General features: G+C 55.1%; 18 protein-coding genes. 8 read left to right on the top strand and 10 right to left on the bottom strand.

The genetic code is table 11. The features are described 5' to 3' along the window. Nucleotides 1–4: 4 nt before the first annotated feature. From C5Y96_RS24355 to C5Y96_RS24330, 6 genes are all read right to left on the bottom strand, one after another. Nucleotides 5–1,615 carry a DmsC/YnfH family molybdoenzyme membrane anchor subunit gene (locus tag C5Y96_RS24355; RefSeq protein WP_105358891.1) on the bottom strand — a complete coding sequence of 537 codons (1,611 nt, stop codon included), beginning with the start codon at nucleotides 1,613–1,615 and terminating at the stop codon, nucleotides 5–7. Between the two features lie 15 nt (nucleotides 1,616–1,630). Beyond that, nucleotides 1,631–2,494, bottom strand: coding sequence for a GAF domain-containing protein (locus tag C5Y96_RS24350; RefSeq protein ID WP_105358889.1), 864 nt, complete (start codon nucleotides 2,492–2,494; stop codon nucleotides 1,631–1,633). A gap of 25 nt (nucleotides 2,495–2,519) precedes the next feature. Next, nucleotides 2,520–3,422 carry an ABC transporter ATP-binding protein gene (locus C5Y96_RS24345; RefSeq protein WP_105358887.1) on the bottom strand — a complete coding sequence of 301 codons (903 nt, stop codon included), beginning with the start codon at nucleotides 3,420–3,422 and terminating at the stop codon, nucleotides 2,520–2,522. A gap of 20 nt (nucleotides 3,423–3,442) precedes the next feature. Continuing rightward, nucleotides 3,443–4,288 carry an ABC transporter ATP-binding protein gene (locus tag C5Y96_RS24340; protein WP_105358885.1) on the bottom strand — a complete coding sequence of 282 codons (846 nt, stop codon included), beginning with the start codon at nucleotides 4,286–4,288 and terminating at the stop codon, nucleotides 3,443–3,445. A 39-nt stretch (nucleotides 4,289–4,327) separates the two neighbouring features. Continuing rightward, nucleotides 4,328–6,031, bottom strand: a complete 1,704-nt coding sequence (locus C5Y96_RS27645) for an ABC transporter permease (protein ID WP_199188788.1) — start codon at nucleotides 6,029–6,031, stop codon at nucleotides 4,328–4,330. Nucleotides 6,032–6,139: 108 nt separating this feature from the next. Continuing rightward, entirely contained in the window at nucleotides 6,140–7,630 is a 1,491-nt protein-coding gene (locus C5Y96_RS24330; protein ID WP_105358883.1) for a CmpA/NrtA family ABC transporter substrate-binding protein, read from the bottom strand. A gap of 462 nt (nucleotides 7,631–8,092) precedes the next feature. Here C5Y96_RS24330 and C5Y96_RS24325 point away from each other — a divergent pair, with 462 nt between their 5' ends. The 6 genes from C5Y96_RS24325 (at nucleotide 8,093) to C5Y96_RS24300 (ending at nucleotide 18,690) form a co-directional block, all read left to right on the top strand. Further along, nucleotides 8,093–9,685, top strand: a complete 1,593-nt coding sequence (locus C5Y96_RS24325; RefSeq protein ID WP_105358881.1) for an alginate export family protein — start codon at nucleotides 8,093–8,095, stop codon at nucleotides 9,683–9,685. Between the two features lie 286 nt (nucleotides 9,686–9,971). Beyond that, nucleotides 9,972–11,459, top strand: coding sequence for a sigma-54-dependent transcriptional regulator (locus C5Y96_RS24320; protein WP_105358879.1), 1,488 nt, complete (start codon nucleotides 9,972–9,974; stop codon nucleotides 11,457–11,459). Nucleotides 11,460–11,553: 94 nt separating this feature from the next. Then, on the top strand, nucleotides 11,554–13,725 hold the full coding sequence (locus tag C5Y96_RS24315; protein ID WP_158261408.1) for an ATP-binding protein: 2,172 nt from the start codon (nucleotides 11,554–11,556) through the stop codon (nucleotides 13,723–13,725). A gap of 219 nt (nucleotides 13,726–13,944) precedes the next feature. Further along, nucleotides 13,945–16,677 carry a c-type cytochrome gene (locus tag C5Y96_RS24310; RefSeq protein ID WP_105358875.1) on the top strand — a complete coding sequence of 911 codons (2,733 nt, stop codon included), beginning with the start codon at nucleotides 13,945–13,947 and terminating at the stop codon, nucleotides 16,675–16,677. 53 nt (nucleotides 16,678–16,730) lie between these two features. Then, a complete protein-coding gene (locus C5Y96_RS24305) occupies nucleotides 16,731–18,197 on the top strand; it encodes a hypothetical protein (protein WP_105358873.1) in 1,467 nt (488 codons plus the stop codon). Nucleotides 18,198–18,459: 262 nt separating this feature from the next. Continuing rightward, the gene (locus C5Y96_RS24300) at nucleotides 18,460–18,690 is read left to right on the top strand and encodes a carbon storage regulator (protein WP_105358871.1); all 231 of its coding nucleotides are present in this window, start codon (nucleotides 18,460–18,462) and stop codon (nucleotides 18,688–18,690) included. A gap of 8 nt (nucleotides 18,691–18,698) precedes the next feature. Here C5Y96_RS24300 and C5Y96_RS24295 read toward each other — a convergent pair whose 3' ends face one another. From C5Y96_RS24295 to C5Y96_RS24285, 3 genes are all read right to left on the bottom strand, one after another. Next, complete coding sequence (locus C5Y96_RS24295; protein WP_146115793.1) at nucleotides 18,699–19,589, bottom strand: cell division protein FtsQ/DivIB; 891 nt, start codon at nucleotides 19,587–19,589, stop codon at nucleotides 18,699–18,701. Nucleotides 19,590–19,849: 260 nt separating this feature from the next. Then, the gene (murB, locus tag C5Y96_RS24290) at nucleotides 19,850–20,728 is read right to left on the bottom strand and encodes a UDP-N-acetylmuramate dehydrogenase (protein WP_105358869.1); all 879 of its coding nucleotides are present in this window, start codon (nucleotides 20,726–20,728) and stop codon (nucleotides 19,850–19,852) included. Between the two features lie 162 nt (nucleotides 20,729–20,890). Then, the gene (locus C5Y96_RS24285) at nucleotides 20,891–21,673 is read right to left on the bottom strand and encodes a YkgJ family cysteine cluster protein (RefSeq protein ID WP_105358868.1); all 783 of its coding nucleotides are present in this window, start codon (nucleotides 21,671–21,673) and stop codon (nucleotides 20,891–20,893) included. Nucleotides 21,674–21,956: 283 nt separating this feature from the next. On the opposite strand from C5Y96_RS24285, the gene C5Y96_RS24280 reads away from it, so the two are divergent. Continuing rightward, nucleotides 21,957–23,138: a CinA family nicotinamide mononucleotide deamidase-related protein gene (locus C5Y96_RS24280; protein ID WP_105358867.1), complete on the top strand. Its 1,182-nt coding sequence runs from the start codon at nucleotides 21,957–21,959 to the stop codon at nucleotides 23,136–23,138. Here the strand turns inward: C5Y96_RS24280 and aat are convergent. Further along, nucleotides 23,127–23,825 carry a leucyl/phenylalanyl-tRNA--protein transferase gene (aat, locus tag C5Y96_RS24275; protein ID WP_105358866.1) on the bottom strand — a complete coding sequence of 233 codons (699 nt, stop codon included), beginning with the start codon at nucleotides 23,823–23,825 and terminating at the stop codon, nucleotides 23,127–23,129. The two genes, C5Y96_RS24280 and aat, sit on opposite strands and share 12 nt — an antisense overlap. Nucleotides 23,826–24,311: 486 nt before the next feature. Between aat and dnaG the strand changes: the two genes are divergently transcribed. After that, nucleotides 24,312–26,168: a DNA primase gene (gene dnaG, locus C5Y96_RS24270; protein WP_158261407.1), complete on the top strand. Its 1,857-nt coding sequence runs from the start codon at nucleotides 24,312–24,314 to the stop codon at nucleotides 26,166–26,168. Nucleotides 26,169–26,265 lie beyond the last annotated feature (97 nt).

Here is a 26,265-nt window from a genome sequence, read left to right as displayed (position 1 = left end):
CCTTTTACTTGGGCAGGTTCGGCATGGCTGGTGTGGATTCGGCGGCAAAGTAAAGTCCGCGATCAATCAATTCCGCCGCAGCCAGGCAGGCCAAGGCCAACCCCGCGCAGACGACCGAAATAGGACTTGCGAGTGTCAAAAGTGCCGTTGGCAAAACGATCCCACCGAGGATCCAGCCTCCGATTCGTATCTGGTGCCACACTTTCAACGGGCCGATGATTAATCGCGCTGAGCGAGCGATGGGATCAGTCGTTGGTAGAGTTGCCTGGCACAGAACCTGATATTCCAATGCCAGGCGGGCCATCGTCACAGCGACAATCAATAGTAAGGCGAAGATCGAAGGAGGCTGGCCAGCCAAAGCGGTTTCCAGGTTCCAGGCAGCCAGGCCCGCCAGGACGATCGTCGTGCCGAACTTGCTGAACGTGAGTGACGATTGCCAGAACGGGCGCTTCGTGACGATATAGATCTTCGCGGAACAAAAGATCGTGATCGCTCCGCCGCCAATGGCCGCCAAGGCCATCATCATGCGAAATGGTTCGAGCAACGGAATGAAGTAGGAAGCCGCATAACCCACCAGGGGACCAGCGAAGGCCGGCATGAGGACGGCTTCGCGGCTGAGCCACGAGGTACGCAGGCCCAGGAACACGCGGAAGCCATACATCGGTCTTCCGAGGTGAGCCCCAGAGGCCGCGAGACCAGCCATGGCAGCAAGTGTCGCCAGCATCGCACTGACCATGCCCCCTACGCCAAACCACTGGCAGGCAGCACTGGCGATAAGAATGCCGAGTGCGGCCTGGGTGAGTGTCAGCAGACCGACCAGCGGCAAGTGAGCGTGATTGGGGATGATCTCCTGAGCCCCAGCCGAAACCATCTCGGCGTCGAGACGGTACTTGCCGACGTAACGCGTGGTGGGGTTGGTGGTTGTGGGGTTGGCTGCACCACGAAGGAATTTGCCTTCGAGCGATTCGCTGCGAATTCCTTCCTGGTCGACGATAGTGATTTTGATCGCACTGTTGGGGCACGACTGAACGCAAGCCGGCGCTTCCCCTTCGGCCAGTCGATGACGGCACATGTCACACTTGCGAACGATCCCTTTTGCTTCGCTGAACTTGGGGACGTCGTAGGGGCACATCAGCGTGCAGTACTTGCAGCCAATGCACTGGTCGTCGAGGTGAACGACGATGCCCAGCTTGGGATCTTTCTCGTAGGCTTGCACAGGACAGCCGGACAGGCAGCCGGGGTCAACGCAGTGATGACAGGCCGTCGTCACGTGCTGAACGACCGGCTTCGAGGGAACCGAGCTTTGCAGTGTGCCGACGCGACGCCAGGTCTCGGACTCTTCGAGGCCGTTCATGTTATGACAGGCCACCACGCACGCTTTACAGCCGGAGCAAGCATCGAGGTCTACCTCGAATGCGTACTGTTCGCCGGGACCAGGCTCGGAGAGGGGAATCAACTCGCGATAGGTCGGGGCCAGCAGGGGATCGGCATGTTGATCGTGCCGCTGCGAGAATCGCTCGACCGCCGACAGGTCGCGTTGTTCCGACAACAGCATGTCGACCAGGTTGAATTCTGGAGCGATTTGTAATTCCGCGTTTTGTTCGCCAATGGCCATGCGAATTCCGTTGACTTAGCCAAAGAGAGTAAGAACCTGGACCAAACGGTCGCCGTTGAAGATCGGCATTGCCAACGCAAAGCGGGCCCCTTGATCGAACAGCGGAACGAGCGAGTGGTCGTCGTCGGCGTTATGCATCATGACGGGAATTCGCGAGGCATAGCACTGACCGACGATTCCTTCGCCATAGTTAACGATCGATCGCTGCGGTGGAGAAATACCGACGGCGTAACTGGATTGCACCAGCCTGAGCTCGGTTTGGTCTTGGCTGGGAGCCCACGTTTCCATGGCCTGCTGGAAGGGGAAGTCGACCGTGCTGAGGAAGACCAGCACGCATTCGAGTTCGTGCTCGGTGGCCATGATCGGAACGCCCAGGCCGTAGCGTAAGCCTTCCTTGCGAGCACCGGCGGCACGCATGAACGCTTTGGCTTGATCGATGCGGGCAATGATACGCGATTTGCGATCGTCCCACGTCTCGCCAGGCAGCCCCGAACCGCGGGGAAACTTGACATAGGGGCTGATCGTCTCGAAGTGCGCCAGGCCGCGGTAAGCCGATTCGGCCAGGCCGAGTTCGTCGCGATCGGTTCGCGACCAACGTTCGAGCGCGATCTTGCAGTCTTCCGGTGTATGCACTGTGAATAGAACTGCAGCGACGACCTCGTTGGTGATCAATATCGGCAAAGCGATTTCGATCGTGTTCTGGTCGGGGCAGCGAATAGCCGAGCGTCGCTCGCTGACCGACACGTGAATCAATTCGTGGTTTGGTGGGCCAGCGGGGGATTCCGGGTAGCCGCAAGCACCGACTAGCTGGCCCGCGTTCTCGTTGTAGATCCAGACGTGGACGCTGGATAACACCGAAGGTGCGATCGTTGTGGTCATGTCCATTTCGTACCTTGATCAAGTGTTAAGCGTTGGCGGTAACGTTTTCGGATGCTGGCGAGTCTTCTTCTTCCGACAGCGTGACGGTTGGCTGCGGAGTCGCTTCTTCCGGTTCGGCGGACTTCGGCTTGTGATGCTTGTGGCGTTCCTGTTCTTCCAGGAAGGAGACCAGAGAACCGCGGAGTTCGTAGTACAACGGGTGCTCGAGCGTCTCGGCTCGGTTTCGCGGACGGGGCAGGGGAAGCTCCAGTACCTGTCCGACCTTGGCATTGGGGCCGTTGGTCATCATGCAAATACGGTCGGCCATGTAGATCGCTTCGTCGACATCGTGCGTGACGAGCATGGTGGTGATTTTTTCTTTGTCGAGGATGCCCAGAATGACGTCCTGCAGTTCCATTCGCGTGAGCGAATCGAGGCGGCCAAACGGTTCGTCCAAGAGCAGCATGTTGGGCTTCAGGGCGATGGCTCGAGCGATCCCGACACGCTGCTGCATGCCGCCTGACATTTCTCGGGGGTACTTGTCCATCGAGTCGGCCAGACCGACGACGCTCAGGTAGTACTCGCAGATCTGGCGGCGTTCGGTACGGGTCGCATGAGGGTAAACGCGATCGACCCCCATTCGTACGTTCTGCATGGCCGTCATCCACGGCAGCAGGCACGGTGCTTGAAACACCACGCTACGATCGGGACCTGGCCCTGAAATTTCCTTGCCGGCAACAACCACGCTGCCAGAGGAGATCGGATTGAGCCCGGAGACCATGGTCAGCACGGTCGATTTGCCGCAACCGGAGTGACCGATCAGGCTGACGACTTCTCCCTTCTTCAAAATCAGGTTGAAGCCATCGACCACTTTTACGTCGTCGCCGAAAGGATTGGGGTACGCCTTGACGAGGCGGTACATTTCGACGAAGCGGTTCTCTTGTGACATGACGTTTCCTTGGTTGAACGTTAAGCGACGCCGAAACGAATCGGTTCGACATCGGGAAGGATCACATCCGAAGCGATTCGCAGTTGTTTCGCTTCTTCGTTGATGCCCATCATGTAGCGTGTGATCTCGTTGCGGAGCTTCTTAAACTCGGGGTTGAAGTTCAGCGTGGCTCGATCGCGCGGACGATCGAGTGTCACGGGGAACTCACGGCCGAGCTTGGCCGACGGGCCAGGCGTAAGAGGAACGATGCGGTCAGCCATTAGCACGGCTTCGTCCACGTCGTTGGTGACCATGACCACGGTGCGGCGATCTTCTTCCCACAATCGAATAATTTCGTCTTGCAGAACGCTCCGCGTGAGGGCATCCAGGGCACTTAGCGGTTCGTCTAGCAGCAGCACTTCTGGCTGCATCGACAACGTTCGGGCCAGCGACAGTCGTTGCCGCATCCCGCCGGATAGTTCGGAAGGACGTTTGGCTTCGCTGCCGGTCAGGCTGACCATGTCGATGTAGTGCTGGACGTAATCACGCCGCTTACTACGGGTGAACTTAGGGAAGACCTGCTTCACCGCCAGTTCGATGTTTCCGTAAACGGTCAGCCAGGGAAGCAGAGAATAATTCTGAAAAACGATTCCGCGATCGGGACCAGGCCCCTTCATCTGCTTACCTTTGAAGCGGGCTGCCCCTTCATCAGGCAGAAGGAGCCCTGCCAGCAGGGAAATCAAAGTCGATTTCCCGCTGCCAGAGAATCCGATAATCGCGACAAATTCATTCTCGTGAACCTTCAGATTGGCTCCTTCGAGCACCGTATATCGGCGGTGGGACTCGCCAAATCCGATGGTGGCATTGTCTAGTTCGAGGATTGCCATGTGGCGTTTTCCTTTAGGTATGACGTTGGCAATCATGGATTACAGAGCCGTAGGAGCACCGTCGAAGCTGACCATGCGTTGGAACACGATCATGATTCGATCTAGCAATAGCCCAATGACGCCCACAAAACCGCAGGCAACAAACATTTGGGCAAACGTAGCGGACGAGCCGTTATTGAACATGTCCCACACGAACTTCCCAAGTCCTGGGCTGCTGGAAAGAAGTTCAGCGGCGATCAACACCATCCAGCCCACCCCCAGCGAAATGCGTAGTCCTGTAAAAATCAGGGGCAGGGCAGAAGGAATGATGATCTTGGTCAGGCGATCCCAGAGGCCCAGTCGCAAAACTCGCGCCACATTCAGGTGGTCCTGGTCGATTGCTGAGACCCCCAGGGCAGTGTTCACCAGCGTGGGCCAAAGCGAGCAAAGAGCAACGGTGATGGCCGAGCTGAGGAACGAGGGTTGAATCCAGGATTCATCGGGGCGTGTAATAAACGCGCCGACGATGAAGAACACGATCGGCAGCCAGACAATCGGCGAGACCGGTTTGAACAGCGAGATCAGCGGAGTCATCGAGGCCATGAACACCCGGCTCATGCCACAGCAGACACCGATCGGAATGGCGATGGCCGTGGCGATGAGGAATCCCGTGAACACACACTTCAGGCTTGTCCAGATCTGATCAAAGAACGTCGGTGGCTTGGCGAACTCGGAACCAGCGATCGTATTGATGCGTTCTTCACGCTGGATCAGTTGTTGAGCCAAGGCGAACATCTCAGGACCGCTGGCGGTGGCATACTTCCGCTTCAGGTCTTCCATTTCGGAAGTTGCCTGGGTGACCTTCTGCTCGCGATTCCCTTCGGTGAGCAAATTCACGCGAGTCTTCAGGAACTCGGCCTTCTGGCCGGTCGCGCTGATTTGTTGTCGCAGTGATTCGACTTCCGGAAGCGACTTGCCGCGACGTTCGGAAAGTTCTGACCGTAGCGACTTGAGGTGTTCGTTTTCGTCGTTGGTCTTTTCCAGGTGCTGGTTGACTAACTGAACGTACTCGACTTTCTGTTTGTAATCGTCGGCCGGAATCTTGTTGGCCATGGCTACCAGGGCCTTGGAACGTGTTTGTTGTTCCTGCTTGTAAGCTTGCTCTTGGGCGCTAACCGCGTCGGAAAGTTTCGTCAGGCTGGCAGAGACGAACTGAGCTGAGATCCCTTCGACGAAGGCAAACTTCTGGCGGGCAGCATCGATAGCAGTCGTTTGAGCAGCTGCCAGGTCATCGTTGAGCTTCTTCCATTCGCTTTCGATCTTGGTTTTTTCGCTGGCTGCTGCCACAGGGATTTTCGCTAATAACTTGTTGAGAAGCTCTTCGCTTTGTTGGCTGATCGATTCCCACTCGGCGTCGAGCGATTGGATTTCTTCCTGAGCGGTGGCCAGGGCTTTTTCACGGCCTACGCCCGATTCGTTGTAGTCGCTGACCTTGGTGTATTCGCGATTGTGGAAGTCGGCGATGCCGTCGTAGGCTTTGACGACCTGGGCTGGCGTGGGGACTTCGCCGGCACGCGTTTTGATACGCGGACCGATCTGGTCCCAGGCGATCACGCAGGCCACCATCACCAAGATCGGAATAGCGATATAGAGGCCAATTTGTTTGAGCTGCTGCTTCGGGTCTTCTCCATAGCACAGCAGGACAACCGGCTCGAACACGCGGAGACCGGCGACGTCCAGAATGCGGATGATTTTGTACTTCATGCGAATCTTTCGTACGGTTGAATCGGTGTAGTGGGTATCGTCGGGCATAGTGGTAACGGGCCGGAGGTGGCTTCCGCCTACGCCTCCCCCGGCCACCCCACTACGCGTTTAGTTGTCTTTGTTGCCAATGGTGTGAGCGTTGAGATAACCGATCGGGTCGTGTCCGTCGTAGATGACCCCGTCGATGAAATCTCCTTTTTCCGTTGGCGGCTTGTAGCCGTCGGTATCCTTGGCGGGGACTTCCGCGTCGGTCAGTTGACCGGCAGCAACCAGGTTTTCCGCAGCTTTGCGATAGATGTCGGGACGATAGATCTTTTTGGCCGTTTCGTCATACCACTGGGCCGACTTGGGCTCAGTGATTTGGCCCCAGCGTCGCATCTGCGTCAGGAACCATACCCCATCGCTGTACCAGGGATAGGTGCAGTGGTATTTGAAGAAGACGTTGAAGTCAGGCATCGGACGCTTGTCCGACTTTTGGAAGTAGAAGAAGCCAGTCATCGAATTCTTGATGACATCGTAGTCGGCACCCACGTAGTTGGGCTTAGCCAGAATGCGACAGGCTTCTTCACGGTTGACGAACTTGCCGTCGGCATCGGTCTCGTCCAGCCACTTGCCGGCACGGATCAGCGCCTTGATCACGGCGACATGGGTGTTCGGATTTTCGTCGTTCCAGCGTTTCGTCACACCGAATACTTTTTCTGGGTTGTTCTTCCAGACGTCGTAGTTGGTGGTCACCGGAACGCCAATTCCCTTGGCGACCGCTTGCTGGTTCCAAGGTTCACCGACGCAGTAGCCTTGGATGTTGCCGGCTTCCAGCACGGTTGGCATCATCGGCGGTGGTGTGACCGAAAGCAGGACGTCGGCGTTGGTTTCGCCCACGGTATCGGTTTCGGTATACATGCCAGGGTGAATGCCGGAAGCGGCGAGCCAGTACCGTAGTTCGTAGTTGTGCGTGGATACGGGGAAGACCATACCCATCTTCAGGGGCGTACCACTGGCTTGGTACTCGTCGACAACCGGGCGAAGTGAATCGGCCGAGATCGGGTGGGGAGGGGTAGGGCTCTTTAGTTTGGCATCGTTCTCTTGCATCTTCTGCCAGATGTTATTCGAGACGGTGATGCCGTTCCCGTTGAGGTCCATCGTGAAGGCCGTGATGATGTGGGCCTCGGTCCCGATACCGATCGTGGCGGCGATCGGCTGGCCGGAAAGCATATGAGCACCATCCAACTCGCCGTTAATCACGCGGTCTAACAGGGTCTTCCAGTTGGGCTGGGCTTCGACGTCGACCTGCAGACCTTCATCAGCGAAAAACCCCTTTTCCTTGGCAATCACCAGCGGGGCACAGTCGGTCAGCTTGATGAAGCCGAGCTTCAGGTTGTTCTTTTCCGGGGCGGCCAGCGTGGCCACCGTATCGGTTTCAGTGGTGGGGGTGTCGGAAGACTTAGCAGCCTCGGTGTCGACGGTGGCAGCAAGGGAACTCAGGTCAAGTTCGTCCAGGCTCGGGCCAGTCGATTTCGATTCCGCACAGCCAGCCAATAACACAATCGCGAGCAGTGGGGTAAACAGTGCGTGGCGATTCCAAAGTCCAGTCCAGTTCATGCTCGATTCCTACAAGTGACTCGGATTAACGGAGGGGGCGATGATTTCAACAATGGAGCGATGAGCGGCATTGATGCGCACTGCACCGTGGCTGACGTGGCACGGTAAGGAATCGCAATGGGTGTGCCAAAATAAAATGACCACTTCGTAACATGCTTCTATGCAATGGATTACGTGGCTATTGCGTTTAGCCGCAGGGAAGAAAATGACCGCGCATCCCTGCGGCCCCAGTCAGCAGATGCAGCATTGGTGAAGCGCATTAATTGCGCGGAGCGTCGCGTGGCGCGGTCATTCTGACGCCACCTAAGGACACAGCGTGTTCAACCCAACCACCAAAGGGACGTATTTGAAGTAACCTGCCCAAATACCCTGAAGAACCGCGAATGACGCGGACGAAATGTGCAATACCCCACTAAACGGACTGACCTGCGGATTGATTATTCGTTGAAGGAACAACGACCCATGACCCATTCCAGAACCTCTTGGCTAGCTGCTTTGGCAGTTTGCCTGGGTGGGGCCACGCCATTTGTGCTTAACGCGCAAGACCTGGTACCGCCGCAATCGGCGCTTCTTGAGAACGCCCCGGTAACACGAGTCTTGGACGAGGCGATTTCGCCGTCGGACATGTTGATTCCGGCCTTACCGATTTCGACGACTTCTAACGTCGAATATGCTGAATCGACCATGATGGAAGCTGCCGATGCTTCCGGTTGTGACCCTAAGAAGGTCGCTGAGCTTAAGAAGAAGGCGGCCAGTGCTTACAAAACGCTTTACTACGACAACAACTTCTCTTACTTGTGCGACCCATGCTACGACGGTTGCCTGTTGGGCGAAGATTTGAAGCGGATGTGCGTTGGCGACTGCGGCGTTCTGGATATCGGTGGTGAATACCGTGCTCGATATCACCACGAACAAAACATGAAGCCATTTCTCAACGGTGTCGACGACAACTTTTTGTTGCAGCGTTTGCGATTGTTCGCCAACTACGAAGTGAATGAAAATATCCGCATTTATGGCGAAATGCTGCATGCGGTTAGCGAATTCGAAACGGCACCGCCGCGTCCAATCGATGAAAACTATTGGGAAATGCAGAACCTTTTCATCGACGCTAAGTTGATGGAAACGTGCGATGGTGCCTGGTATGGCCGTGTTGGTCGTCAGGAACTGCTGTACGGAAGCCAGCGATTGGTTTCGCCACTGGACTGGGCCAATATTCGTCGTACCTTCGACGGTCTCAAGGCTTTCTACCGTAGCGATGCCCTGGATATCGACGCCTTTGCGACGCGTCCGGTGCGGAAGAGCCTGAACGACTGGGACTCGTCAAACCTGGATCAATCGTTCTACGGCGTCTGGTCGACCTACAAGAAGAGCGAACTGGGAACCATCGACCTGTACTGGTTGGGTTACGAAAACAACGGTGGTGGTGCTGCTGGTCCATTCCGTTACCAAACGTTTGGTAGCCGTGTAAATGGTGAAAAACACTCGATTCTTTACGATCTGGAAGGTGCTTACCAATTTGGTGAATTTCAGAACAACGATCACAATGCTGGATTCTTCACCCTCGGGTTTGGTCACCAGTTCAAGGAAATGTGCTGGAAGCCCAAAGTCATGGTTTACTACGACTGGGCATCTGGCGACGCGATTCCACGCGACGGTTTCAACCAATTGTTCCCGTTGGCACATGCTTACCTGGGCTGGATGGACTTGTTCGCACGCAACAACATTGAGGACATCAATGTTCAGTTGACGGCCAAACCTTGCGATCCTTGGACCCTGATTGTCTGGTACCACATTTTCAATCGCCAGAACAGCGATGACGTCCCTTATACGGTCACCAACAATCCTTATCCAGGCACGACACCAGCTGGTTCGCGTTACCTGGGTCAGGAAATCGACTTCATGGCCAAGTGCCAACTGACTCCACGGTCGGACATTATCTTCGGGTATTCGCACTTCTTCACGGGAACGTACTTCCAGGATCAGAACGCGATCAATCCAAATGTGTTCGATGGGGATGCAGACTTCTTCTACACACAATTCAGCGTGCAGTTCTAAGACACAGTCCTAGAAATAAAGTTTGACAACAAAGAGGGATGGCGACACGTTCGCTGTCCCTTTTTTCGTGCCTAAAAAGAGCGCACGCAAAGCGTAAGAAATCGAGCGCTGCGGTGAATTGTACATTCTTAAGGTAATTGCGTGTGTCGTAAGTTGTTTGTCAGTAGGTAGATGGGAATTGGCTGCGGGTTTCAACATGTTCGCCGGTACATGAATTGCATGCATCGTGCGTAGCTGCTGAGTTGGATGGGCGGAATCTCTCTATTTACTTTGATACTGCAACAAATTGACAACGCAAAATTATCTCGGGACGAAACGTGAACGCCGCGTCTTGGTGATTGATGACGATCCCAGCGTAGCGACCGTGGTTCGCACGGCTTTGAACCAGGAAGATATTCGTGTTCAGCATGCTGAAACAGGAACTACCGGGCTTCAGCAACTTGTTCAGTTTCGTCCCGACGTGCTAATTCTCGATCACCTACTTCCCGACGGGGAAGGTCTGCAAATACTCGGGCGAATCAATCGAATCGACGCACGACTTCCGGTTCTATTTGTCACCGCTCGCAATTCCAGTGATCTGGCAATAGAAGCGATGAAGCAAGGTGCGTTCGACTTCCTGGCCAAGCCGCTACAGTTGGAAAAGGTCGTTGAAAAGACCCAACAAGCGCTTGAGAGCCGACGATTGATGCTGATGCCGGTGCAGTTGCCATCGCAGGTCGATCCGATGATCGATGGCGCGGACCACCTGATTGGCCAGTGTCCCGAGATGCAGGAAGTCTATAAAGCGATCGGTCGAGCCGCGGCCCACGACGTCCCTGTTTTGATCGAAGGGGAGATTGGCACCGGTAAAGAACTGGTCGCAAGAGCCATCTATCAGCACGGTCGCCGTAAAGATCGTCCCTTTGTGAAGGTCGTTTGCAGCGATTTCAACGCCGAGTGGCTGGAGAGTGAACTGTTCGGGCACGAACCAAATGCCCTGTCAGGCGCAGTCGATCGGCGTATCGGTAAGATCGAGCAGTGCCACGGAGGGACCGTTTTGCTGGAAGATGTTTCAGCGATTCCGCAGCCACTGCAAAGCAAGTTGGTTCGCTTCATTCAAGATAAAACGTTCGAACGAGTTGGGGGGCACGAGCCCGTTCAGGTCAATACAACGCTCATTTTCACTTCCAGCAGGAATGCCGAAAGGCTGACTGCGGAAGGGGTGATTCGGCATGATTTGTTCTATCTGCTGAGCGCCTTCATGATTCGCATTCCTCCGCTGCGTGAACGTGGTGCCGACCTGCCTAAGTTAGTGGATCACTTCGTAGGTCAGTTCTGCCGCGTCGAACGCATCGCCCAATCAGGGGCTGTGCGTACCTCTCCCGAGGCGCTTCGGCTGTTGTCGGACTACCCTTGGCCAGGGAATGTCGCCGAGCTTCGCAGTGTCCTTCGCCGGGCACTCATTGAATCGCGAGGCACGGTCATTGCCGGGGATTACCTGCGAAATGCCTTGCGGGACATGCCTCGCAACAGCGACAGTCTAGAGACCAAGGTGCTTTCCTCGCACGTCTGCGACTGGGAGGATTTCATCATGGACAAGATGGAGGCCGGTTCCAACGATCTCTATGCCGACTCGGTCATGGAAATGGAACGACATGTGTTGACAATTATTCTTCGGAAGACATCTGGTAATCAGGCCAAGGCGGCCCGTATGCTGGGAATTACGCGTACCAGTCTCCGCAAGAAGATTCACTATCTTGGGCTGGCGATCGAAGAGTTCGTGAGCACGGTTTAATCTTATGACCGATCCGGGAAAAGGCATTCCCACTGCAAGGTCTTCAGCGAATCGCTTAACCGTTATGTATGTGCTCGCGCTGAGCGCGGTGGCATTGCTTACTATTCTGGGTCAAGTGCTGGTTCAGCAGAGCTTAGAGCAGCAGTCGAGTGATTCAACGGTCATCAACATCGCGGGACGCCAGCGAATGTTGAGTCAAAAGATCACCAAGCTGGCCCTGCAAATCGATATCAGCGATAGTCCTTTCGAGAAAGTGGAAGCTCGAAATGAACTGCGGGAGTCTCTCGATTTGTGGGAGACCTGCCATCGAGGGTTACAAGTTGGCAATGAAGAACTTGGTTTGCCTGGTCACAATAGCGAAACGGTTACCGAGTTGTATGCCGAACTGGAGCCCAGTTTTCAGGCCATTCGTCAGGCGGTAATGTCGATTCTATCCGCCGATCTCGACGAGCAAGACGGGCCAGGCATTACGCCGTCGCTTGATGTCATTTTGGCAAACGAACGAGAATTTCTGGCCGGAATGGACCAGATTGTTTACACCTACGATCAAGAAGCAGAGAGCCGCGTCGCTAGTTTGAAGCGAGTAGAACGAGGGCTGCTGTTGATTACTCTGGTTGTTCTGTTGTGCGAAGGGCTGTTCATTTTTCGGCCAGCGGTCAGCCAGATACAGCGGATGGTCACACGGCTTCGCGAAAATGCGGAAGCATTGGAAACAGCCAAGGATTCCGCCGAGGCCGCGAATCAGGAGAAGACCCGTTTCCTGGCCAAGATGAGCCACGAACTGCGCACACCGATGAATGCCATTCTGGGGTTGTCTGAGGTGCTTCTGCGCGGTCGTCTGATCGACAACCAAAAGAATCTTATCAGTACGATACATGATTCCGCCCAGTCGTTAATGGGGCTGCTGACCGACCTTCTCGATATGTCGAAGCTGGAAGTTGATACGGACTTCAAGCTACGGCAGGATCCGCTCAATCCGAAGCAAACTTTGGATCGGGTCGTCGAGATGTTCACCCACCAGGCCCGGCAGCGAGGCTTGGTATTGGAGCTGACCGTATCAAACGATCTCGATCTGTGGGTGCTGGGTGATGAAAACCGTCTGAGACAAGTTCTGGTGAATCTGATTCAGAATGCCCTGAAGTTTACGACCGAAGGAAAAGTGCTGGTCGAAGCCGAAGTGCAACGGCATCATGCCCACGAAATCCTCTGCAATATCACGGTGACCGACACGGGACCAGGTATCTCGCCCGAAGATCAGGCATCGATCTTCGAACCTTTCAAGCAGGCCGAACGCGATCGTGATAAGCACGGAGGCGCGGGACTGGGATTGAGTATTGCATACCGTTTGGTGGAAGCGATGAATGGCCGGATGCGGGTCGTCAGCCAGCTAGGAGCCGGAACGACATTCATCCTGGAGATACCCTTCCAGAAATCATTCAGCCCAATCGATATGACCGATCCGTGGCGGCATGATAAGACTGCTCCTGCGGAAGCAATGCTTTCGCTGGCGAAGGCGAACTTATTGGTCGTCGAAGATGTCGAGGCAAATCGCCTTGTGGTCGGAGCGATGCTTGACGAACTGTCGGTCCCCCATCGATTTGCCGATTCGATTGCCGCAGGCTTCGAGAGAATCGATGAGAAATGGCCGGAAGTCATCCTGCTGGACCTGGAACTTCCCGATGGCACTGGTTTCGACTTCTTCCAGAGGTTAATCGAGCGTTGTCTCGCTTCCGATCGGCGGCGTCCCTCGGTGATTGCCCTGACGGCACATGCGACCGACGAATTTCGTCAACAGACGGAAGCTGCCGGCATGGATGGCTTTCTGACCAAGCCGGTGACTCTCGAAGGCTTGCGGTCGGTGCTTAGCACGATAAGCCCTGATGAACCAGGTGCCCAAGAGAAAAGAGACTTTCACGCGACAACGGAAAGCAGTTCCAGGCAAGAGGAAGACAACGATCCCCTTTCGTCTTATCCCGAAGAACTTCGGGTGAAATTGATGCAGGTTTACTGTGAGCATTATCAGCAACAATTCGATGAACTCATTGTGGCCAAAGAATCGGGCGATCCGAAGCAGTTCTCTTTCTTCGCTCACAAGTTGCTGGGTATGGCCGCTAATTTTGGAGCCAACTTGGCCGTTCAAAAGCTGCGCGAGTTAGATTCCACCCAGGTCGATCTCTCCGACCCGACACTGCCAGAAACCTTAGAGTCGCTTCGTAACGATTTGGATGAGTTGGCCGATCGCGTCCAGCGCAATAGCACCCACTAGTTTCTATAACACGCCGTTATGCGGTTTCTGGGGCCGAAAAAATACTCAGCTGGATTGCAATTCTGGATAAACCATAAAATAAATCTTATGGGCTTAGTTGACACTTGGGAACTATCGCGATGAAATAGGCCCGTAACCTTTCTATCTGTGGTGCCTTATTTTCCTACCCTACGCACCGTAGATGCTCGCCTTCCATATTTTCCACAATTGGCAACACGCATGATGAGCTTGTTTCGCTGGACTAGCATGGCCGCATGGATTTGCGCGGTCGTCAGTGTCAGTCCTGTCTGGGCGCAGTCGGGTCCCATCATTCCTGGGTACCAACAGTTTCACAGCCAAACGCCGGATGCTGCTGGGGGCGAAATATTATGGAGCGAACTGAACTGTGTCGCATGTCATAAGCAGTCCAATGCAGATCTTGGCAATCTTACGGCCAAAGCCGCGCCCGATCTATCACTAGTCGGTAGTCGTGTGCGTCCGGAATACTTGCAGGCCTACCTCAGCGATCCACACCAACTGAAGCCTGGGGCGACCATGCCCGATGTCCTGGGGAATTTACCACCAGCGGAACGCACCGAAGCGATAGAAAACCTGACACATTTCCTGGCTTCTACCGGGCGCGTGCAAGAGGCACGCAAACGCGCGCGTGAGATCAACGAAGGAAAAAAGTTATATCACGAAATCGGCTGTGTGGCCTGTCATGGCCCCCGCGAAGGGAGCCCTTCCGAGGCGGCTCAACTCAAGCCGCTGGGGACGTTGGAGGCTAAATACTCGATTCCTTCGCTGGCTGCATTTCTGCAAGACCCACTGAAAGTGCGCGCCTCAGGCCGCATGCCGGCATTGCGTCTGAATACGGATCAGGCCACGAAACTCGCTCAGTATCTGCTGCAAGATTTAGATGTCGAAGTGCCGGCCAGCTTGCAGTACGCCTACTACGAAGGAAACTTCAGCAAACTGCCTGACTTCTCGAAGCTCAAACCGAAAGAAACCGGCGAGGCGATGTCGTTCGACATTGGGCTGGCGAAACAAGCGGACAACTTTGCTTTCGTCTTCGAAGGGTTTCTCAGTATCGCTCAGAAAGGTGATTACACGTTCCATCTCGATTCGGACGACGGAAGCCGTCTGGAAATCGATGGCAAGCAGGTTGTCATCAACGATGGCATTCATCCCAAGAGTCGCCGCTCTGGCAAGATCAAGCTTGAACCGGGCATGCACGAGCTGCGCGTCGAATACTTTGAAGGGGGTGGCCAGGCGGAGTTCGATGTCATGATGGACGGCCCTAACGGGCTGCGAAACGCGTACGTTGCGGACTTCGTGTTTCTCGATGCGAAGAAGTCGACTGGGGAAGATAAGTCGAAACAGTTTCAGGTCGATGGGCAAAAGGGCGAGAAGGGGCGTGTTCAGTTTGTTTCCTTGGGCTGTGCCAACTGCCATCGCTTGGGTGATATCAAACCGGATGCGATGGCCTTGCACGGACCTGGTCTGGCGGACTTGAATACGAGCCAAGGCTGTTTAGCCGCTACCCCTGGGAAAGCTCCTGACTTCAAGTTGACCGAAGGTCAGCGTCAAAGTTTGGCAGCAGCGATCAAGCGGCGTAAAGAACCGAACGTTGCCGCTTGGGAGCCAGAACAGCGTGTTCGCCGTCACATGGCGACGTTCAACTGCTATGCGTGTCATCAGCGGGATGAGATTGGCGGCATCCATGCCGACTTGAATTCGTACTTCCACACGTCCCAGGCTGAAATGGGAGACGAAGGCCGAATTCCTCCAGCGCTCGACGGTGTCGGGGCAAAGCTTTCCCCAGACTGGATGACGAAGGTGCTGCGTGAAGGGGCCAAGGATCGTCCGTACATGCTGACCGTCATGCCGAACTTCGGTGGTCAGAACGTGGGACAGTTGAAAGACCTGTTTTCAGGTCTCGATACACTTCCCGAGCATCCCCCGATCGAGATTCCGGAAACAGAAGGACGCATTAAAGCCACTGGTCGCCATATGGTTGGGGATAAGGTCTTTGGTTGCATCAAGTGCCATACGTTCGCCGGCGAGAAAGCTTCAGGCGTTCAGGGGATCGATATGACCCTTATGACTCGGCGGTTGAATCACGACTGGTTCTTAGCCTACGTGAAAGATCCTCCCCGATTCCGCAAGGGAACTCGCATGCCAACGGCCTGGCCGAACGGCAAGTCGGTCATGCGAAGCATCCTCAGTGGCGACGCGGATCAACAGATCGAGGCCATTTGGATCTACCTGAGTGATCAAGAGAAAGCCGCTAAGCCCTATGGGGTTGGCGAGCAGCCGATCGAATTGGTGGCTTGGCGAAAGGCTGTCATCTACCGCAATTTCATTCAAGGTGCCGGTAGCCGCGCCATTGGCATCGGATACCCCGAGAAGGCCAATATCGCGTTTGATGCGAATGACATGAACGTGGCGTTGATCTGGCAAGGAGCGTTCATTGACGCATCGCGTCACTGGACCGGCCGTGGTCAAGGATTTCAGCCGCCGCTGGGAGACAACGTGGTACAGCTTCCCGGCGGAACTCCATTCGCCATGCTCGAAGAGCCCGGCCGCAAGTGGCCCGAAGGGCGTGGAAAAGACGCTGGCTACCAGTTCCTGGGCTACAAGCTAGATCCACTCAACAATCCGACCTTCCGTTATCGCTTTGGCGAACAAACGATTTCAGATGCGATCAAGGCCGAGAAGGTCAAAGAGTTCCCGTCGCTGGTGCGTGAGATTACCGTCGAGGGGCCGTCAACTCCGAAGCCACTGATGTTCCGTGCTCTGTCTGGCGGAGGAATTCACGCCCTGGAAGAAGGCTGGTTCCAGATTGGCGATGGACTCAAATTGCAAGTGATCGGAGCCAAGGCGACCATCCGCCCTGAACACAATGACTTGCTGGTCGAGGTCCCCAGTGGAGATCAGCCGTCGACCTTCCAATTGAAGTACGTTTGGTAATTCATCCTGCCGGTTCTCAATCGCTTGTTCGTACACATTTAAGGCACTGGCCGATGTTTCGATATAGTTTCACCTTTTTGATCATCCTCTGCTCCACGGTTATGGCGAGTGCCCAGGACAACGAGCAAGAGAAGTACTACAAGATTACGCCCCTGCCGATTCCTGATGATGTGGTCTTGGAAGTTGGCGCGATGGAAATGATGCCGGACGGCAAGCTGGCCGTTTCCACACGTCGGGGTGAAATCTATATGGTTTCGAACCCCAAGGCCAGTTCTCCGGAAACCGATACGACCTTTAAGCGTTACGCGCACGGCTTGCACGAAGTGCTGGGGCTCGCTTACCGCAACGGCTGGTTGTACGTCACGCAGCGTTGCGACGTCTCGCGTATCCGCGATACAGACGGTGACGGGGAAGCGGATGAATTTGAAGTGGTTTCTGATGGCTGGGGTGTTTCAGGCGATTACCACGAATACGCTTTTGGTTCGCGGTTCGACGAGGAAGGAAACATCTGGGTCACGCTGTGCCTGACCGGATCGTTCTCTAGCCAGGTCCCTTTCCGCGGATGGTGCTTGCGAGTCAATGAAGATGGAACGACAACGCCTACGGTTAGTGGCGTTCGCAGTCCTGGCGGCATAGGTAAGAACGCTGCCGGTGATATCTTCTATACTGATAATCAAGGCCCTTGGAATGGTACCAGTGGTTTGAAGCACCTGGTACCAGGCCACTTCGTGGGGCACCCGGGCGGTAATGATTGGTACAAGTTGGCACCCAACATGGGGCCGCGTCCGCAAGACCCCGAGAGCAACAGCCGCTTCCATATCGAAGCCAAGAAGATCCCTGAGTACATGCCGGCCGCCGTTCTGTTCCCTTACGACAAGATGGGCAAATCGGCCAGCGGGATCGACTACGATCGCTCGGAAGGTAAGTTCGGTCCCTTCGCCGGGCAAATGCTCGTAGGAGATCAGTCGCACAGCACCGTCATGCGTGTGGTCTTGGAAAAAGTGAATGGACGTTACCAGGGAGCCTGTATTCCTTTCCTGCAAGGCATTGGCTCAGGCACATTGCCACTGTGGATGACTTCTGATGGCAATCTGTTTGTCGGCGGAACGAACCGGGGCTGGGGCTCGCGTGGGAACAAGCCCTTCTCGCTGGAACGAATCAACTGGACCGGCACAACACCGTTCGATCTTCTCGACGTGAAAGCTAATCCCGATGGCTTCACCGTTACGTTTACCAAACCGATCGATCCCGAGTCGGCGAAGAAGACCGATGCGATTTACATCGACACGTATACCTATATTTATCAGTCGAGCTACGGTAGTCCTGAAGTAGAGCACGCCAAACCGGCCATTAAGAACGTGGAAGTTGCCGCAGATAACATGTCGGTAAAGATCACGCTCGACGAGCTTAAAGAAGGGCACATTCACGAGATACACTTCCCCGGCATTCGCGAGAAGAGTGGCGATTCGCTGTGGCACGACGTGCTATACTACACGCTCAATCAGATACCCGGTGAGTAATTATTTATCGTTGTTGATGTCAATAGGCTGGCCTGAAAAACTTTGCCTTTTTGCCTGTTAATTTCGGTTTTCCCTAATTTTCTTGGGTGCGAAACGCGGCGAGATTTCTATACTCAGAGGGGTGAAGCTAACTCGCTTCATCTCCTCTTCTTTTATCCTCCGCTACGCGACTGCTTCGCTGCACGGAACCGGCGAAACGAGGCCATGGCACCTCAGGTAGACGCGTAGCCCGCAGCAACACTCAGTATGAGGCAAGGACGCTATGTTAGTTCTAAGCCGCCGAGTCGGTGAGAAAATCGAAATCGGCAATGGAATTACCGTGACCGTGCTAAGAGTCACGGGCAAATCTGTACGAATTGGAATTGAGGCACCTGAGTGTGTTTCAATCCGCCGCTCAGAAATCACACTGGATCATCAATGGCCAACTCCACCAGCGATCCCAGCATCTGACTCCGAAATGTTCAATTCGTCAGAAACAGAGAAAAGTGTTTAGCCACTTCGTTATCGATGTACTGGATTAAGCCCGGTTACCGCTCGGCCGGCAGTTCGCAGGTCGAGCGATGGCTGAGCTGCATGGCTTGAAAGAGCCGACTCCGCCGCTTTCTGCAGCATCACCTGAACTTTATGCTGGGCGATCGTCTCTTGCGGCAATTCTTTGCCGGGCGGGCTTCCCCAGATGATTCGCGTTTGATCGGTGAGCTCTAGTTCGTAGTGCTGCCCAGAATCTCCCTTGAGGATGATTCGATTCAGCTTTAGATCGCTCCAATGTGGAAGCAATTCGGCGGCAATCAGGGCCGCTTCGGCAACACGTGGGTTGTCCCACTTCATGCCGGCTTCGACCATTGGTCGCTTGAGGTCGATCTGAATGCGCGGATAGCGATCGTTAGCCTGAATACGTGAGAAATCGCCAGGCGGTAGGACGGTTCCTTCGACGTCGATTGGAATCAAACCGCGACGAACGGCCCCTTCGTCAACAAACTCAACTTCAACCATGGCCACAGGTCGGCGGTATTCTACTTCCACAAGGACCTTTGCCGGGTATTGTTTCACTACTTTATTGACGCTGCGAACCCAAGGGTGGGCCGAGATCGCTGAAGCGACTTTATTGGTCAGTTCTCGGTCACGCAAATCGAGTTGATCGGGAAGATCGGCCTTTTGAACGGCATCGATCAAGACGTCCGACTGAATCCAAGCAGGTGGGGCGGTGATCATGATCTCGCGCGGCGAGAGCAGAAATTCTTCGCGAGCAGCAAACTGATCGGCGTAGCGATTCCATCCGGCGACCATCATCAGCAAGAATGCTACAACGATGACGACGCACAGCAATAGCTGTCGCCCGGCTGGTGAACCCAAGCCCAGCAAACCCGACGGGGTTTGAGTGCTGCGACCCAATGGAAGCATCCTTGTGAAAGTTGGCCAATCCTTGGCTGTCGGCGAGATCCGCCGCTACATCTGCGAAGAGCATAATGAATCATTCGATTCCTATAAACGCGTCTCCACGCGCTTTTATGGAATTAAAGACTTGCCCTTGTAAATCAGATCGGCTGGTCAAGTCAGGCAACTTGACCAGCGATTGGTGAATCTTGCTCTATGGAAGAAACACCCCCAAAGTAGCCCCTCTGAGGGCACTCGAGGCTGCTTGCAGTTGCCTGCTACCAAACGGTCAGCTGGCACTTTAAATCCATACCGGTCACCTCTTTAACTCGGCTTTGCACCAGCTCGGCCAAGCGAATGACGTCGTTCGCAGTAGCTCCGTCACCGGCGATAACGAAGTTGGCGTGTTCAGCGCAAATCTCGGCACCACCCACTTTCGTTCCTTTGAGACCAGATTGCTCAATCAGAGAGCTTGCCGAAATGCCTGGTGGATCGAAGAAGAGGTAGCCAAAGTTTTCTGAACCACCCGGTTGGGCCGCCTTCTGCACGATCCAGAACTTTTGCATCCGTCGTGTTAGCTCTGGCGAGTCCGCTGGTTCCAGCTCGAAAACGGCACTCAGGATTGCCAATTCGTCGAGGCTGCTTTGACGGTAGGTGAACTGCAGGTCTTGGGCAGTGCGTGTTTGCACTTCGCCAGATCGCGTCATCACGGTGGCTTCGACCACGCGTTGGCCGACGTCGACACCGTTTGCGCCTGCGTTGCCATGGAGTGCCCCGCCGATGGTTCCAGGGATACCGGCCAATGCTTCCAGGCCTGCCAGGCCGTTGCCAACCGCGGTGCTGACGGCGTGGGATAACTTTGCACCACCGCCGACGGTCATGCGGTTTCCGTCGATACTAATCCCGCTGAAGGTCGGATGGCTGAGAAGAATCACCAGTCCCGGGACCCCCTCGTCGTGGACCAGCAGGTTCGCGCCGCCACCCAGTACGCGAGCGGGAAGTTCATTCTCGCGACAACGTTTGACAGCGGCGGCTAGCTCTTCGATGGTGGTAGGTTCTGCGAAATACTCGGCGCTGCCACCCAGTTTCAACCAGGTGTAGGGAGCTAACGCCTCATCCGTGCGAACGAAATGCTCAAAGCCAGCGGTGAATTCCATAGATCGATCGTTCCCAAGTAGGTAGCCCCGAAAATGCTCTGTTGTCGCCCAGCAGCAGTGGATCATCGCTCCTTGCACGCTGGCAACGTTGCAACAACTCCCCTACGGTACCAGCAACGATTTCACTTTGGCAACCTGGGATAAGAGGTTAAACGCAATCGATCATGCTCGCCTGACGGCTTGCTTTTTAAGAAAATTGGGTTTACGAACAGCCAGTTTTCTGGGTGGGGAATGCGCATCGGTGCAGATGGCGTCACGAAACAGATCTTCGCCGGCCAGGAAGCGATTCAGCGCGTTTTTTTCTGCCAGGACCGCGAGAACAGCTGAGTTGAACTCGTACAGGTTTCCGTCGAGCTTGTGTTCCACGAGAATTCGCTGCAAAGTTCCCGAGATCCCACCAGTGGCTTGAATCGCATCGTTATCTAAAGGGATGGTACTCGAAAAATCCCCCGCTTTAGCGGTTTGCTCGGCATCCAGGCAGGCATCGCGGCTGGTAGAAAAGACGCCCGAGCAGATTACCGGGCGAACGGGATAAACCATGCAGCGTCCATCCTCCCCCAGCATCGAACAAGCCAGAGGCAGCTGGCGGGCCATCCCTCGCATCTGGTCAATGCGACGCTGGGTGACGCGTTCCAGGCGTGATTGGATTTTGGCTAGCGTCGAAGGATCAACACACATGCGCAAATAGTCACGAACGGCGATCGCTTCGATTCCCGTCACATCGACTTGAGCCGATAGACAGCACCCAGAACACCCGGCCCGACATTCTCGGTCCCTTTTCTGAGAGCTTTTATCGAGATAGCTAAACTGAAGTTGACGCAAATCGTCGACCCAGTCGAGGCTCTCGCTCTTTCGCGCAACAAGCCTGCTGACCAGGTCGCGTGCGTCCTGGGAGGCTTCGCGAAAGATGGCGGTGATCGAAGTTGATGGAGAGTTCGAAGGCATTCCTGATCCGAAGGTTGCCAGTGTCGGTGACAGGCAGAGTGGGCGTGGGGAGGTGTGGGTGTCATCCCCCCTAGGTGAGATCGGCAGACTCGCCCCCGGAGTATTTGGTATGGGTTAAGCCGTTGATGGGATTCGCGGTTGTGTGCAACGAGTCGTAGGGAATGGGGCTTAAGTGTGGCCTCGGTAAAGTTTCGGGGTCGTGTCGAAGCGGCTAGGTTTCGGTATCGTAAGGGGTAGAGAAATCTCCTCATTGTGGGTGCACCTAGGAAGGTAGAGACGCGGAATGATCGCAGAGATTGTGGCTATCGGAGACGAACTGACCAGCGGACAGCGATTAGATACCAATACGCAGTGGCTTAGCCAGCAGTTAGAAACGCTGGGAATTGAAGTTTTGTTCCACACGACGGTAGGGGACGACTTGGAGGCCAACATTCAGGTCATCAAGAATGCGTTGGCCCGAGCGAAGCTGGTGATCTCGACGGGAGGACTTGGCCCGACCGATGATGACCTGACCCGCCAGGCACTGGCCAATGCGACCAGTACCAAGTTGGAACTCGATGCAGAGAGCTTGGAACATATTCAGCGGCGGTTCAGCATGCGAGGCCGCGAGATGCCTCCCAAGAATCAGATTCAGGCCATGTTCCCTGCCGGCAGCCGTATCATTCCCAATCCTAACGGAACCGCGCCTGGGATCGATCTCGATTATTCGGTGGGCCTGCATCATTCGCGATTCATTGCTTTGCCCGGCGTTCCTGCCGAAATGAAAGAAATGTGGGAAGCCACTGTCGTTCCATCTTTGGCCGGCAAAGGAACTGCCAAGAAGATCATCCGGCATCATGTCGTCAAGTGCTTCGGTGTAGGGGAAAGCCACATGGAGGCTTTGCTACCTGACCTGATCAAGCGGGGCAGGGAACCCCGAGTCGGTATCACCGTGCATCAAGCGACCATTTCGCTGCGGATTACGGCCACCGGTCAAACAGCCCAACAGTGCGAAGATGCGATAGCCGATACAGTGCAGCAAATCCATGCGGCTGTGGGTGACCTGGTCTTTGGCGAAGGAGAGCAAGAGCTACAGGACATTGTCGTTCGCGATCTGCTCCAGCGAGGAGAAACGTTAGCGACGGTCGAGTCTTCAACATCCGGCCTGCTGGCGTTTTGGCTTGGGGCTGTCGACATCGATCGCCGGGCGTTTCTCGGGGGAACCGTCGAGATGCCCTCCGAACTGGTAACGAAAGAACGTGTCGAGAAAGCCGCAGCTCAGGCACGCAGCGTGGGCAATGCCACTTACGGGCTGGCGCTGGGAACGCTGTCGAAAGCGGACTCGGCCGACGAATATTACGTTGCCTTGGCCTCCGAAGATGGTGTTCAATCTGTCAGCAGCGGCCTGGCTGGGCACCCAGAGATTTGGGGGCCGCGCATGGCCAAACAGGGATTAAATCTTCTGAGAAAGAAGCTAATCACCTAAGGACGTCCCGAAGAACTTGATTTCGCATAGCTGGTCGCCAAAGTTCACCGGCAAATCGACGACATTCTCGAGCAGCGCCAGGTAGTCGCCGCGATCGATTTCGATGGCACCCATGCTGCCGGTATGCTCGGTCCACTGCTGAATGTCCAGTAGCTTGTATCCCCGCTGATTCAAGTGAGAGACGAGTGCTGCCAAGGCCACCTTCGAAGCATCGCGAACTGTGTGAAACATCGACTCTCCGGCAAATAGCCCGCCAATGGCCACACCGTAGATACCGCCAGCGAGCTCCCCTTCATGCCACACCTCGACACTGTGGGCATGACCTTCCTCGTGCAGTTTGCAGTAGGCCTTCAGCATGGCTGGCGTGATCCAAGTGCCATCTTTCTTGTGCCGAGGTTTCGAGCAGCCTTGCATGACCCTGCGAAAAGCGGTGTCGCAGGTAACCTGAAACTTGCCGCTACGAATGGTCCGCTTCAGGCGCTTGCTCACATACAGGCCGTCCAATGGAATGATCGCGCGTGGATCGAGTGAAAACCAGGTCATTGGCATCCAGTCCCCCCACATCGGCCAGGGGAAGATGCCGTGACGATAGGCGTCGAGTAGCCACTCAGAAGAAAGACGACCACCCACCATCACCAGGTCGTTTTCGTCGGCTTGCTCAGCAGGAGGAAAAAAACGGGAGACCAAGTTGCAGCTCTAGATTCGGTTACCGAAAAAATTTTTACGCGTTGCTATCGATGAGTAGTGTTTCTTTTTCTTTTGGAGGACGAAAGATGTCCTCACCGAAAACGTCAAACTTCATTTTTGATAATAGCCAGTTTCTCCGCTGTTTACCGGCGAAAAGATCGCAGATTGTCACATTTCAATAGAACGCCGCTACTACGCAAAAAGTCCAGAAATCGATATTGTAAAAGATATCTGCTAGCGTGAAACCAAGTGGTTGTCGGCAGGGGTCAATGCGAACTTGACCTAAAATTGGGAAATGGACTAAATTGCTTCCACGTGCTACGGAAGGCACGGCCCAGAATGTCGATCTCGGGCTGTGAGGAGCAAGATAGCCCCTCACCCAAACCCTCTCCTTTGTGCGGTGAGGGAACACGAGACGAGACGAAAGTCGCGACGACATTTCTCGGGCATAGGGTTCCCGCAAAACCCTGGAAGGAAGTCCAAAGGTTGGCTTTTCCCCCAGACAACGACGTAAAAGAACAGGTGCGTGCCGCCTCGGACATCGTAGATGTCTTGGGTGGGTACCTGAACCTGAGACGGCAAGGACGTGGCTACGTCGCTTTGTGCCCCTGGCACGACGACAGCCGCCCTAGCTTTCAGGTCAATCCACAACGCCAGTCGTGGCGATGCTGGGTTTGCGGTATCGGTGGCGACGTTTTCAGCTTTGTCATGCGTCGTGAGTCTATCGAGTTTCGTGAAGCACTTGAGCTTCTGGCCGAACGAGCCAATATCACTCTGCCCACGCAAGGCCCCGTTGCCCCTGCTGGCAGCCCGGACGACAAAAAGTATCAATACAACGCATTGGCTTGGGCGGAACGCATGTTCCACCAACTGCTGCTCAGCGACCCAATCGCCGACGAGGCTCGCCGATATCTGCACGATCGCGGGCTGACCAAGGAGGCGATTCAACGCTTTCACCTGGGATTCTCGCCGAACGATTGGCAGTGGCTTTGCAATAAGTCAAACCAAAGCGAATACACGCAGGCAGTCTTGGAGAAGGTCGGTTTGATCGGCCAGTCGCAAGGGGGCCGGATGTACGATCGCTTCAAAGGACGCGTGATCTTCCCAATCCGCGACGTTCAAAGCCGGCCGATTGCGTTCGGTGGCCGTATTTTGCCAGCCTATGCCGATGATAAATCGGCCAAGTATGTCAATTCGCCTGAGACACGGCTTTTCTCCAAGAGCGACAACGTCTATGCGTTAGACCTGGCTCGCGATCAAATCACCAACAGCAAGAAGGTGATTGTCGTCGAAGGGTACACCGACGTGATTGCTTTGCACGAAGCGGGCGTAAAGAACGCGGTAGCCGTGCTGGGTACGGCCCTTGGCCCGCGACATATTCAACTGCTGCGTCGTTATGCCGACACCGTTTACCTGGTGCTCGACGGCGACGATGCCGGGCAGAAACGAACGAGCGAAGTGCTGGAATTGTTCATTGCTCAACAGGTTGACCTGCGAGTTTGCACGTTGCCGGAAAAGCTGGATCCGTGCGATTTCGTGCAGCAGCAAGGAGCCGAAGCATTTCGTGCCCACCTGGCGAAGTCGCCGGATGCTTTGGAGCATAAGATCCGAATTGCGACGGATGGGATCGACCTGGCCAACGACCTGCACGGGGCGAACGATGCTCTGGAAGACGTGCTCAATACGCTGGCCAAGGCCCCGAACCTGGCTGCGGAAACTTCGTCGGAAGTGCGGCTTCGCGAACACCAGTTTCTGGCCCGGATTGCTCGTCAGTTTCAGGTTGCCGAATCAGAACTTCGAACACGGTTGTCGTCCCTGCGTAAGGCAGCCAGTAGCAAACAGCGGCCGGTATCGTTCGACGAAACACCGGTCGTTAAGCAGAAAACCTATCGGATCAGCGATCTCGATAACTGGGATCGCACCTTGCTCGAACTGATGCTGGCTTTGCCTGAGACCGTCGAATGGTGTCTCGAAGAGATTGGTCCAGACGAACTGATCAGCGAAGGGGCTAAGCCCATTTACCAAGTCATTAAGTCCCGTAGTGATGCCCACGAGGATTGTGGGTTCCCCGGGATTTTGGATTCGATTGAGAATGAATCGCTTCGATTCTTGTTGATCGAACTCGATGAGTCGGCTGCGTCGCGAGGATTTGGCGACCCCGACGAAGAACTCAAACGCATTGTGGCTGCCTACCGATCGCGACATGAAGATCGCTTCGAAGGACAACAGGTCGCCTCAATGCAGCAGAAACAGGTTTCCCCTGAGGAGGAGCTCGACCTCCTGAAACAGATCGTCGAGCAAAAAAGAAATCGCCAGGGTATTTCCTTTCCCACGGATGGGTAGAGGATACCGCTTGACGTCGCCCCGGTTGGTATGACCCGCATTCCGATCGCAGGCGAAAATGACCGAAGAGAATTTTATGGGAAGGCAAGGAGGTCTT

This window comes from Blastopirellula marina, assembly GCF_002967715.1.
GTDB lineage: Bacteria > Planctomycetota > Planctomycetia > Pirellulales > Pirellulaceae > Bremerella > Bremerella marina_B.
The sequence above is the reverse complement of the archived record's forward strand: the minus strand, read 5'-3'. Positions and strand labels throughout refer to the sequence as shown.